This is a genomic window from Phocaeicola sp. (genome assembly GCF_048170425.1).
GTDB lineage: Bacteria > Bacteroidota > Bacteroidia > Bacteroidales > Bacteroidaceae > Phocaeicola.
Genome location: NZ_DBEXBB010000267.1, coordinates 1 through 12,435 on the forward strand (window position 1 = coordinate 1; position 12,435 = coordinate 12,435).

At 41.8% G+C, this 12,435-nt stretch carries 11 protein-coding genes and 1 tRNA gene; 3 read left to right on the forward strand and 9 right to left on the reverse strand.

Going from position 1 to position 12,435, the window contains the following annotated elements; genetic code table 11:
* Nucleotides 1-199: 199 nt before the first annotated feature.
* The 4 genes from ACMJ0U_RS10560 to ACMJ0U_RS10575 form a co-directional block, all read right to left on the reverse strand.
* On the reverse strand, nucleotides 200-367 hold the full coding sequence (locus ACMJ0U_RS10560) for a DUF362 domain-containing protein (protein WP_007557742.1): 168 nt from the start codon (nucleotides 365-367) through the stop codon (nucleotides 200-202).
* Nucleotides 368-488: 121 nt separating this feature from the next.
* Complete coding sequence (locus tag ACMJ0U_RS10565; RefSeq protein WP_417129886.1) at nucleotides 489-3,458, reverse strand: glycoside hydrolase family 3 N-terminal domain-containing protein; 2,970 nt, start codon at nucleotides 3,456-3,458, stop codon at nucleotides 489-491.
* Between the two features lie 15 nt (nucleotides 3,459-3,473).
* Complete coding sequence (locus ACMJ0U_RS10570; RefSeq protein WP_417129887.1) at nucleotides 3,474-4,316, reverse strand: bifunctional metallophosphatase/5'-nucleotidase; 843 nt, start codon at nucleotides 4,314-4,316, stop codon at nucleotides 3,474-3,476.
* A 14-nt stretch (nucleotides 4,317-4,330) separates the two neighbouring features.
* Nucleotides 4,331-5,113, reverse strand: a complete 783-nt coding sequence (locus tag ACMJ0U_RS10575; RefSeq protein ID WP_417129888.1) for a 5'-nucleotidase C-terminal domain-containing protein — start codon at nucleotides 5,111-5,113, stop codon at nucleotides 4,331-4,333.
* 227 nt (nucleotides 5,114-5,340) lie between these two features.
* On the opposite strand from ACMJ0U_RS10575, the gene rplS reads away from it, so the two are divergent.
* Nucleotides 5,341-5,694: a 50S ribosomal protein L19 gene (rplS, locus tag ACMJ0U_RS10580; protein WP_007557752.1), complete on the forward strand. Its 354-nt coding sequence runs from the start codon at nucleotides 5,341-5,343 to the stop codon at nucleotides 5,692-5,694.
* Between the two features lie 134 nt (nucleotides 5,695-5,828).
* Here rplS and ACMJ0U_RS10585 read toward each other — a convergent pair.
* Together ACMJ0U_RS10585 and ACMJ0U_RS10590 are read right to left on the reverse strand one after the other, a co-directional pair.
* Nucleotides 5,829-5,901, reverse strand: a tRNA-Lys gene (locus tag ACMJ0U_RS10585).
* Nucleotides 5,902-6,020: 119 nt separating this feature from the next.
* Entirely contained in the window at nucleotides 6,021-6,617 is a 597-nt protein-coding gene (locus ACMJ0U_RS10590) for a thymidine kinase (RefSeq protein WP_040312301.1), read from the reverse strand.
* Between the two features lie 191 nt (nucleotides 6,618-6,808).
* Here ACMJ0U_RS10590 and rsmI point away from each other — a divergent pair, with 191 nt between their 5' ends.
* Together rsmI and ACMJ0U_RS10600 are read left to right on the forward strand one after the other, a co-directional pair.
* Nucleotides 6,809-7,483, forward strand: a complete 675-nt coding sequence (gene rsmI, locus ACMJ0U_RS10595; RefSeq protein WP_303240240.1) for a 16S rRNA (cytidine(1402)-2'-O)-methyltransferase — start codon at nucleotides 6,809-6,811, stop codon at nucleotides 7,481-7,483.
* A gap of 24 nt (nucleotides 7,484-7,507) precedes the next feature.
* Nucleotides 7,508-8,362, forward strand: a complete 855-nt coding sequence (locus ACMJ0U_RS10600; protein WP_417129889.1) for a hypothetical protein — start codon at nucleotides 7,508-7,510, stop codon at nucleotides 8,360-8,362.
* Between the two features lie 85 nt (nucleotides 8,363-8,447).
* Here ACMJ0U_RS10600 and ACMJ0U_RS10605 read toward each other — a convergent pair whose 3' ends face one another.
* The 3 genes from ACMJ0U_RS10605 to ACMJ0U_RS10615 are packed head-to-tail and all read right to left on the reverse strand — an operon-like array spanning nucleotide 8,448 to nucleotide 12,407.
* Nucleotides 8,448-10,478 carry a hypothetical protein gene (locus tag ACMJ0U_RS10605; protein ID WP_417129890.1) on the reverse strand — a complete coding sequence of 677 codons (2,031 nt, stop codon included), beginning with the start codon at nucleotides 10,476-10,478 and terminating at the stop codon, nucleotides 8,448-8,450.
* 4 nt (nucleotides 10,479-10,482) lie between these two features.
* The gene (locus tag ACMJ0U_RS10610) at nucleotides 10,483-11,472 is read right to left on the reverse strand and encodes a glycoside hydrolase family 43 protein (RefSeq protein WP_118211759.1); all 990 of its coding nucleotides are present in this window, start codon (nucleotides 11,470-11,472) and stop codon (nucleotides 10,483-10,485) included.
* Between the two features lie 14 nt (nucleotides 11,473-11,486).
* A complete protein-coding gene (locus tag ACMJ0U_RS10615) occupies nucleotides 11,487-12,407 on the reverse strand; it encodes a family 43 glycosylhydrolase (protein ID WP_417129891.1) in 921 nt (306 codons plus the stop codon).
* Nucleotides 12,408-12,435 lie beyond the last annotated feature (28 nt).

Sequence of the window (12,435 nt, forward strand, 5' to 3'; positions counted from 1 at the left end):
TCCGTCAGACCAGATATTTGCCGCCAGCTTCTTTCAGATTCCACCTCGCGATGGACACCCTTGCTATTGGCTGTATGATTCCCGCTATTAGGGCTCATTGGGGACTTGCACCCATTAGCTAATACTCATGCCGAGCATACAAAAATAAGGGAACTCTCCGAAAAGAATTCCCTTATTGTGTGTCATACAGACGATTCGATTATCCCAAGTGAATTGCTTCAGAAGGACAAACGTCAGCACAAGTTCCACATTCTGTGCAAGCGTCCGGATTGATTGAATATTTATCACCTTCTGAGATTGCGCCAACCGGGCATTCATCGATACAAGTACCGCAAGCGATACAATCGTCACTAATTACGTAAGCCATTGTAGTAAAAAAGTTAAGTTATTATTAGTCCTAAATTGATAATGCAAAGTTAATCTTTTTCCAATCAATTGTCACATCCACTTTGCATTTTCTACCCAATTTATATCATGTCTAAATAGTATCAATGCAAGATAGACTGATACATCACCTGCTGAATCCGAGTGCGAATGTTATAACGAACCAGATTATTAGGCTCATAGACAGAAGGATAAGTTCGGTTACTCAAGAAAACAAAAACCAGTTCATTATCCGGATCCACCCACACACAGGTTCCCGTAAAACCTGTATGCCCAAACACGGAAGCTGGTGCTTTAGGAGTACAAGGACTGTTGTCCGTATGTTCCGTATCGGGTTTGTCAAAACCTAAGCCCCGCCGACTGTCACGCGACTTCAGCGTAGTAAAGAGTTCACAAGTTGCCCGGCTGAGGTATCTCCGGTCACCGCAGATTCCTTTGTCCAGCCACATCTGAGCAATTTTCGCTACATCCTGCGCTGTAGAGAACAAGCCTGCATTTCCAGACACGCCTCCCATGAATGCGGCAGCCTCATCTTGCACAAATCCTTGCAACTTACTTCCACGAAGGAAATCATTCTCTACAGAAGGTACAATCTGCTTCTTCGGGAATTTACGCAAGGGCAAAAAGGCCGTATGGCGCAAACCCATCGGGGTATAGAATACGCTATCCAAGTACACATCCATTGGCACACCTGCCAGTTTTTCCACCATTTCTTTCAAAAGCATAAAGTTCAGGCAACTGTAACGATAGGATTTTCCTTTCACTGAAACTTTTGCAATCTGCTCTAATATATTCTTACTGAAATCACTTCCCAGAAACAAACTGTCTGCAACTTGAAGCGGATATTCAACCGATGGAGTAAGTGATACCCACTCCGGATTATAGCGGAAATCATTGCAGGCATACACATTCTCAGCCAGTTTCAGCGTGTGATTCTTATCAGCTTTCTTACGGAACAGCCCTCCTTTGCAAGACTTCATATCCACCGCATCCTCATAGAAAGGCCAGTAGGCTGGCAATCCAGATTCATGGAAAAGTAAATCTCGCACCGTAATACGCGACTTATCTGTTTTTTTCAATATAGGCAAATAATCGGATACACGGTCAGTCAATCCGAATTTTCCTTCATCATAAAGTTTCATCACTGCCAGCAGCGTAGCTGTTACCTTAGTCAAAGAAGCCAAATCATATAGGCTATTTTCCTTAACAGGTTCCTTTCCCGCATAGGTATAGTTACCGAAACACTTGTTGTAAACCGGAAGACCTTCCCGCAGAATCATCACATGGCATCCTGGATAAGCCTTCAGCCGGATACCTTCTTCTGCAATACTATCGATCCGTGATAATATCGACGCATCCATGCCCAAGTCCTCCGGACTGTATTGACGGGGAGCTTCCGGATCGATGGTCAGTCCATTACCAGCCTTGAACACTCCAGCCAACGGAATAGACAAACGACCGTCAGCATACGCATTGCCCAAAAACAAATCTGCCACGTAACGCTGTACAAATTTCTCGTCAGCATGTGCCAGTACTACAGTAGAAGCATAGCGGACCACTTCCGGAATTTTTTCCAGCATCTTCATATCGCCAAAGCAAATCAAAGCTAAAGGCTTGTCTTTTGCCAACTTTTCCAGTAAAGCCGCATACGGCTCCACCTTATCTGAATGTAAAGCCACCAATACCCGTTGTGTCGGACGCAGACGTGCTTCCACGACATCCAATGAATCTACATTCGCATGCAACCAGCCGACCGGGAAAGTCTGCTTCAACTGATGATAAAACGGATAAGCTTCCGACAAGGAAGGAGATACGCTCAACAGTACCGTACCCGATACGGATAAATCAAGCGGGACCAATGACGAAGAATCCTTCAATACTGTCACTGCTGCTTTTGACAATTCCTGCTGAAGCGACAGAAGCTCCGGCGTCACCAATTTTTCTGCAAGTCCTTCTTCTTCCACTTTTTCCCAGGAAGAAAGTCCCAGCGCATATTTAAAAGACAGTACCTTCCGGCATTTCCGGTCGATATCTGCTTCCGACAGACGACCTTTTTTAAGCGCCGACATCACACCGTCAATTTCTTTTTTCAAATTACGAGGAGATAAAACCATATCGTTTCCTGCTATCAAGGCACGGGCACACACATCATCATGCCCGGCAATTCCTTTCATCTCCAGGGCATCCGTCACCACCAGTCCATGAAAGCGCAATTCATCAACCAGTGTATGCATAATTACCTCCTGCGAAATAGAAGCAGGTCCGTCGCCTAAACTCGGAGCATACAAATGCCCTACCATCACACCGCCAATTCCTGCCTCAATGACTTTCTTAAACGGATATAACTCTATGCTATCCAAACGAGCCCGGTCAAAATTCAATTCAGGCAACGCATTGTGTGAATCAATTTCCGTATCTCCATGCCCGGGAAAATGCTTACACACCGCCATTACGCCATTGTCCTCCAATCCTTTTACATAAGCTGCCACTTTTTCGGCCACCCTCTTCGGGTCACTGCCAAAAGAGCGGAAATTGATTACCGGATTATTGGGATTGTTATCCACATCGGCTACCGGCGCAAAATTAATCTGTACGCCTATCAAACGACACTGACGAGCCACTTCCTTACCATATTCATAAAGCAGTGAATCATTCTGTATACATCCTAACACACGATTGTAGGGAAAAGAAGGGGTATCTTTCAACCGCATTCCCAGTCCCCACTCACCATCAAAAGTCACCATCAAAGGCACCGACGCATGAGCCTGGGCATAGTTGGTCATCTGCACCTGCTTCCGAAGTTCTCCACCGGTAAACAACAGCCCTCCTACTCCATAGTCATCGACCATCTTTCGCAAAACATTCTTGCTGTATTGGTTTGTCACCGGCTGGAGAGTATAAATGAACAACTGCCCCACTTTCTGTTTCAGCGTCATCTTCTCCATCTGCCCGTCTACCCATTTCCGGCAGGCTTCCGTGTCGTGTACCCGGCTCAAGAGCGCAGGCTCCTGTGCAAAGAGACTAGTCGAGGCCAGACAAGCACACAATATACACCACAAAATCCGTCTTTTCATTCTACCCTATCTGTTTTAATTTTTCTGCATCTTGACAACCATACGCCCGACAAATGCCGCACTTTTTCCCATCTGCTGCACAGGCACCTCTATTCCGTCAAGATTCTTATAAAACTCCGGCCCTTCAAAGAAGGAATGAGAATGTCCGCCTAATACAATGTCAATGTTACGAGTATTCTCTATCAGTTCTATATCCGAATAAGGTTCACCCTTCCATCCCAAATGCGACAGGCAAATCACCAAGTCACAATGTTCCTGGTCCTTCAGCAAGTCGGCTACACGCTGGCCTTCAGAAACAGGGTCTTCAAATTTTACATTCCCGTAATTGGCATGCGCCACCAGACCGTCAAGCTCCGGTCCCAGTCCAAACACACCGATACGTATTCCATCGCGCTCAATGACGGTATACTCCTTCACCAAACCTTCCAGCACGGTACCTGCCACATCATAATTGGCACATACAATCGGGAAATTAGCCATCTTGAACAAGCGGGCCATATTGTCCAGGCCAAAATCAAACTCATGATTTCCAATCGTACCTGCATCATACCCCATCTCATTCATCATCTTGATTTCTACCTCTCCCTTAAACAAATTATAATAAGGACTTCCCTGAGAAAAATCACCAGAATCGAACAGCAACATATCTTTGTGCTCACGGCGCTGTTCTTTCACAAAAGCCGCCCGACGCAACACACCCGCCTTTCCGGCTAGTAGCGTATCAGGGAAATAAGAGGCAAAGGGTTCGATACGACTATGCATGTCGTTCGTATGAAATATATACAATTCTTTCACCGACTGTGCGGCCACCACACTCACCAGCAGGCACGCCAGACATAAACAATATATCTTTTTCATCTCTTTTCTATTTTTCAATTGGACGCACTCACTTTTATTCTTCCTTCTACCTGCGAAGTCACAAATTGTCCTTTCTGCTCACACTGCTTTACATAGTCAAGCAACAAGTTGCGCAACAACGCATCTTTCGGGAATATTTTGGAAGAAGCCCGACGGAACGCTTCCATCTTATCATTTCCCTCAGCCAAATAATCAATGGTAGCTACTGTATAGGTTTTCTTTACATCAATCTGCCGGCCATTCACCTTCGCTTCCAAGAGATTTCCCTCAGCATCTATTTTCAAAGCGGCGCCACTAAGGCCCTCTCCATGTACAGAAGCTATTTGTCCGAACAACTCCTTCAAGGTGGCCCCATCCATTGTCAGCACACACAAGGCATTCTCGAAGGGAGCAATTTCATACACCGTTCCAAAGGTAATTTCACCTTCAGGCATTGCATTCCGGATACCACCCATATTCATGACAGCGACATCAGCCGGCTTGCCAATCGCCCGCACCGCTGCCTGACGAAGTACATCGGCCATCAGATTAGACAACGGAGATTCCGGACGGTATGCGGTCAGGTTCTTTGCCGAATGTCCAATGACCGGCGACATAATACTATCGACTTTCTGCTGATAAGATTTCAAGATATTCAACGCTTCGGCATCCGGTTTACGGTCGTACACATCAGTAATGGCCACCCTTCCGCCTTCCACACCTGCCAGCGAATAACCTGAGCTACAGCTGGCCAGCAGCCACCCGGCCAACACGCCGGCAACTGCACTTTTTACAAGTCTAACATTGAGATAATTCATAAAACAAGGTTTATTTGCAGCCAAAAATACGGAAAAAAGGAACATGCTCAAAAGAATGGTAAAAGCTATCCATAAGACTTCTCATTTTTTAATAAAATACGCAGGAAACATTTGGCTACTTCGCAGAAAAACACTACCTTTGCCCCGCTTTCGCGCAATCGCTGTCAAAGAAGAGTTACTTGATATGTTGCGTTGTAACGATCAAACAATTTAATTTATTACAAAACATGGATTTAATTAAAATTGCAGAAGAAGCATTTGCTACTGGCAAACAGCATCCTTCATTCAAAGCTGGTGACACAATCACAGTAGCATACCGTATCGTTGAAGGTAGCAAGGAACGTGTACAGTTGTATCGCGGTGTTGTTATCAAAATTTCAGGTCACGGTGAAAAGAAACGTTTCACTGTACGTAAAATGTCAGGAACAGTGGGTGTTGAACGTATCTTCCCATTGGAATCTCCGGCTATCGACAGCATCACTGTCAACAAAGTTGGTAAAGTTCGTCGCGCTAAATTGTACTACTTGCGTGCACTTACCGGTAAGAAAGCCAGAATTCAGGAAAAACGTGCAAACGTGTAATTCAGTATTCCCTGAAAAAGACAAAATAAAAGGAGACATCATTTACTTGATGTCTCCTTTTATTTTTACCGACTCACAAAATATTTAACAATAAAAAAAAGCGATTATCTTTAAAAGATAATCGCTTTTCCGAGTGATCCGCCTGGGGCTCGAACCCAGGACCCCAACATTAAAAGTGTTGTGCTCTACCTGCTGAGCTAGCGAATCAATCCTTTGTTGCATCGGTTATTTCCCGATTGCGAGTGCAAAGGTAGATGTTTTTATAATAACTACCAAATATTATTGGAATATTTTTTCAATAAATTTAAACATCCACTAATTATCAACTACTTAGACACGCCTTCTTTTAAAGCTTTCTGATAACAGCAGCGGCATAAGGGTTCATATTCTTCTTTTTCCCCCAACAACACTCTTTTGTCATTGAGCACGGTACGATGCGAAACATAAGCCAAGTTACCACATTTCACACAAATGGCATGCACTTTAGTCACCTCATCGGCAATGGCACACAACGCAGGAATCGGTCCAAACGGAACTCCCTTAAAATCCATATCAAGCCCTGCGATAATAACACGGACGCCCCGATTAGCCAGTTCATTACACACTTCGGGTAATCCATCATCAAAAAACTGCGCTTCATCAATGCCTACCACGTCTATCTCCGAAGTAAACAAAAGGATGCTGGCGGAAGAATCAATCGGGGTTGATTTGATACTGTTATTATCATGTGACACCACTTCTTCCTCTGAATAACGGGTATCAATAGACGGCTTGAATATCTCTACCCGCTGATGGGCAAAAGTAGCCCTACGCAAACGCCGTATCAACTCTTCCGTTTTACCGGAAAACATAGAGCCACATATTACTTCAATCCTTCCTCTTCGGCAAGTCTCCTCCCGATGATCTTCTGAATATACTACCATATTTTCTTTCATTACATAAAAACAATTGCAAAATTACAACGACGAATCGAAATCCGCGAAAAATCGACGCATTTTTATTAATAGTGACGAAAACACTATGTAAAGAGAAAACTTCTGTTAAATGTTTGACAAATCGAACACGTAAATACGAAAACTTTTTACCTTTGCTATTATAACATGAAGTACAAAGTATGGGAAAACTATATGTCGTACCTACTCCGGTAGGTAACATGGAAGACATGACATTTCGAGCTATCCGCGTATTGAAAGAAGCGGACCTGATTTTAGCTGAAGATACACGTACATCGGGTATCCTTTTAAAACATTATGAAATCAAAAATGCAATGCAATCACACCATAAATTCAATGAGCACCAGACGGTGGAAAGCATTGTCAACCGTATAAAAGGAGGACAAACGGTAGCCTTAATTTCAGATGCCGGCACTCCTGGAATATCCGATCCCGGATTCCTTGTGGTAAGAGAATGTGTAAGAAACGGCATAGAAGTGCAATGCCTGCCTGGAGCTACGGCCTTTGTACCGGCATTAGTTTCATCAGGACTTCCAGATGAACGTTTCTGTTTTGAAGGCTTCCTTCCTCAAAAAAAAGGTCGCATGACACGACTGAATGCACTGAAAGACGAAAGCCGTACCATGATTTTCTACGAGTCTCCTTATCGCCTGCTTAAAACGCTGACCCAGTTTGCGGAAGTTTTTGGAGCCGAACGCCCGGTTTCCGTATGTCGGGAGATTTCTAAAATACATGAAGAAAGCGTCAGAGGAACCCTTCAGGAAGTAATTGCACACTTCACAGAGACTGAACCAAGAGGAGAAATCGTCATTATATTAGGAGGAAAAGATAACTAAATTATAATTCTAAATTCAAAAACTATGAGAAAGGTTGTTTTATCTGCTTTATGTGCTGCTGCCCTGCTGACAGCATGTAATAATTCAGGCCAGAACAAAAGCACTTTACAAGCCCAGAACGATTCACTGATGCTTGAACTCTCTAACCGCGACACAGAACTGGACGAAATCATGGGAGCCTTCAATGAAATTCAAGAAGGATTCCGCGAAATCAACGAAGCTGAAAACCGTGTAGACTTGAAAGAAGGTACATTAGAAAGCCAGTCGGCTGCCGATAAGATAAAAGATGATATCCGTTTCATTAGCGAGAAACTGAAATCAAACCGCGAACAGATTGCAAAATTAGAAGAGCAACTGAAAAATAGTAAATACCAATCTGCCCAGTTGAAAAAAGCTGTAAAGAACCTTACTGCTGAACTGGCTGCAAAGCAGCAGCAGATTGAAACCCTGCAAGCAGAATTGGCTGCAAAGAATATCCGTATTGCAGAATTGGATGAAGCTGTTATGGACTTGAATAAGAACGTAGACGAACTGAGTGCAGAAAATGAAGCAAAGACTAAGACCGTAGAAGCTCAAGACAAAGCTCTCAATACGGCTTGGTATGTATTCGGCACCAAATCTGAGTTGAAAGACCAGAAGATTCTGAAGAAGGGTGACGTACTGAAAGACAATGACTTCAACAAAGATTACTTCACCCGGATTGATATTCGTAAGGAAAAAGAAATCAAACTTTACTCCAAACGAGCTGAATTGCTGACTACTCATCCACAGAGTTCATACGAACTTGTAAAAGACGACAAAGGTCAGTTGACTTTGAAAATCAATAACCCGAATGAATTCTGGAGTGTATCACGTTATTTGGTAATCCAAGTAAGATAATCTCAGGATATTATATATGAAATTCCCCTTATCCCTTCATTCAAAACAGGGATAAGGGGAATTTCTATTTCCGTTTAGATGAATATTATTTCAAGAAGTTTTCAGCACGTCCGGGTGAAAGGAGCTCCCACAATGAAGCAACCACCCAACCTGGAGCGAAAATATCGTTATAATATCCTTTTCCATTTTTACCATAGTCCCAATTCGTATGCTGTACTACTTCAGGATAAAACCCTTTTTTAGCGATTCCGCACAAATGGCCTTCATGAGGCAGCAGCTGACGCATGGAAGAACTTATCACTTCAGAAAATGCTGTAAAACGAGGTTCATTAAACTCTTTAGACAGCCAATGAAGCACATCTGCAAAATCAAAAATAAACACATCTATGTGGTTGTTTTCTACAGAAACATTTCCCCAACCACGAGTTTTCAGACCTATATCGCCTAACATCTGTCCCTTTGCAAACGGAACATCCCAAGTGTAATACCATGAGAGTGCAAAATAAGCTGCTTTCTTAGCAAGTTCCGCATAATGTGCACGTTCCTGTCCTTTCGTTGCCAAAGCCAAATAATACGCAGCTGTAGAAGCATACAAAGACGCTTCCTTATCCTCACAATTCGCATCCAAAGTAGAAGAGAAATAATCAGCTTTCGAAATCAGTTCTTTTTCCAGGTAACCCACAGAACGTTTGGCAGCCTCCAGATAGCGTTTATCCTTGAAATATTTATATCCCATCACCAAAGGAAGAGTGGCAGAAGGTGTACTTCCTCCCGATTTATCTACAAGAGAAAAATCATCCTTGAATTTACGGGGAAAACTTCCATCTGGATTCTGTAATTTCAAGAAAGCATCAAGCATCGTTTTTAATCTTTGCTCCCATTCCGGATGCTTGCGTCCGTGCTGCTTTTCATAATTCAAATAATACAACACAGCATATACCCCTTCTGACTGACGACGAATACTCAGGTTTGTCTCTACAAAGTTTCTCTTAAAGTGTACCACTTCATTAAAAAATCCTCTGCTCGAGAATCCATTCTGTAAATAAGAATCAAAAATAGAATTTGCGTTATCAACCAGATCCTTACGATTCTGACTCTCACCATATTCTAGGGCATTAAATGCATTAAGTAATGTACGTCCAACAAAACCGACTTCGGCAACATCTAGATTTTCGCATGTAGCAGTTCTCAACTCTACACCTGAATAGTATTTTGTAGGAGTATCATCAACGTAACTTTCCACAAAGAAATTACTCAATACCTCTTTCATCTTTTCATCAGAATAAGGGGTGTTTACCGGTTCAGGCTTATACAAATCGTAACTATACTCCCATATCTGCTTAACACATTCAGAGAAATCATTAACATTACGTTCGCTCACTTCCCATGTCAAAGTAATACTTTCACCTTTTTTCAGGAACTGATAGGCCTCTACAGAAGGAGCCAATGTTAGTTTACGAATATATGTTTTAGGAGCCTCCCTATAAGGATACCCAAACGACAATGCAGATATTCCATCCTTATTCTCAAATCCGGTATATCCGATAGATGTTTTTCCAGACAGAATAACCTCACCTTCTTTATGAGTTGTGAGAGCATCAGAGTCAAACTCATCTATACGTACAACAGAAAAACTTTTCCCGCTTTTTTCGTCATAAATAGCAGTCAATGGAGTACTTAACCTGTCTTCCCTAACTATCCAGCTATCAGATGTATGGAAAGAAGGAGCCTCTTTTGGAGAGCGCAAATTACGACGATACCAGAATCCTGGCATATAGAACAAACAATCATCATGTCTGGAAGCAGTTTTTACCAACTGACCATAGTTAAAATAAACATCCTCTAAAGCTACAACTAGCATGGTAATTCTTTTACAGTTATCGCTTCCTTCTATATTTTGATATAGCATTAACGGAAGTTTCTTGTTACCAACAAGCTGATAATCGTACTCAGAGTTTTGTATTTTTTCAAACTTCAAAGAGTGATGAACAGCATCATTTCCCGGTACCTTAAGCAACAATTCGGCTGAGACATTGTCCGGACTATAGTTAATAGCTTGAACGGAAGATACTCCAAAAGATAAAGCCATTATACTAAACAAACTTCTTATTTTCATAACTTTAATATTGATATGGTTTTATAACTTCATTTTTACTTACTGATATATCATATATGCCTTCTGAGTTCTTTTTCATTTTCAAAGGAACTATACGTGTTTTGCGGGGAGAAACACATGAATCCGAGTTATGAACATGATATACGTAATAATAATTCCCTTTGGTATTCTTGAATATGTCTCCGTGACCAGAGCCGTTTTCTCCTACAATACTTCGATGAAGTATAGGGTTGTTCTTATATTTTTTCCAAGGACCAAGCGGAGAAGATGAAGTGGCATAACCTACAGCATAATCAATATTCATAAAATGATTAGCAGAATAGAACAAATAATATACCCCATCTATTTTTATAACACTTGGACCTTCCATGATAGGATCTGACACATAATTAGACGTACTTTCCCACGGCTCTGTACAAGTAAGACATTGTTTTAATGTCCCAGGTATAATTTCACCTTTCTCTACATCAAACTCACATACCCAAATATAGTTTCCTTTATTGAACCTGACATGATATAGATAACATTTACCGTCATCGTCTTTAAACAGGAAAGAATCTATGTTTTTCTCACTTGCATCAATAGGTTTTACCGTATCTTGTCTAAAAGGTCCGAGTAGATTCAAAGACTTAGCCAAAACGGTTTGCTCGTTTGCAGTATAAGTCAAATAATTCATATTATTAAAACTAAACCACTGAGGTGCCCAAAAGCCAGTTTCACCAAATGTATGGTCATTTTTCTTTAATATATAAGGATTATCGCTTAAATACCATTTCTTTAAATCAACAGATTCCATTACAGTAAAACCTTCTGAAACGTTATTCCCTGTACCAGTAAGATAGTATTTCCCTTGGTTCTGAATAATGGTAGGATCTGCAAACAAAATATCTTTGCCCTCTGACTCATTAGTCGCTTGTACTTTTTTTTCAGAAAATCCGCAACCTACAATTGAAGAAGCAAAAACTGTTAATAATAACAACCTGACTGTAGTCATAATTATCTCCTTTCTTAAAAACGTGGTTTTTCTGACTTGACAGAAGGTGAGTTACCTTCCACAGACGGCCAACCATCAATCCAGTCAATCTTATCAAGCATCAATACACGGCCATCGGGATTAGCGACACTGACAGCATGGTAAAAGAGCCAATCTGTACCTGCATTATCAGATACAATTTCCGAATTATGTCCTGTTCCTACAAAAGATTCATTCTTATGTATGAGTACCTCATGGTGATTGTCCAACATGCGATTACCTTTCTTATCCACATAGGGCCCCATCAGCTGTTTAGATCGCCCTACAACTGTCGTATAAGTACTTTTCAGCCCTTCACAACAGCTGCCAATCGAAGTAAACATATAACAATAGTCTCCACGCTTGTGAATATACGTTCCCTCGTATGCAGTTCCAGCAATCTGAACTGGAGTGGCACCCGACTTCACTGTCAATCCATCCTTACTCAATTCGATAGCATAAATACCCCTGAAACTTCCCCAAAACAGATATTTCCTCCCATCCTCTTCTATATAGAAAGGATCTATGGAATTCTGCACTTTGATACCATTGCTACGAAACATCATTCCACAGTCTTTAAACGGTCCTTCCGGACGATCAGCCACGGCACAACCAATACCACAGGTCCATTCTCCTCCCCAGACAGACATGGAATAATACAATACATATTTATCTCCTATTTTATTTATGTCAGGAGCCCAGATTCCTCCCTCCGGTTCAAAATCCGGACGTGTAGTATCCGTAAAAGCAGTTCCCACAAATTCCCAGTTCACCAAATCTTTAGAACGGTGAATAGGAAGATTACGTATGTCTTCCGTAGCATAAAGATAGAAATACCCATCTTCGCCCTTTATGATGGAAGGGTCTGGCAAACTATAGTCAATTACCGGATTAGAATATTTATCAGCTGCATACAGACTGACTGAAAAGGTTAATCCTAAAAAT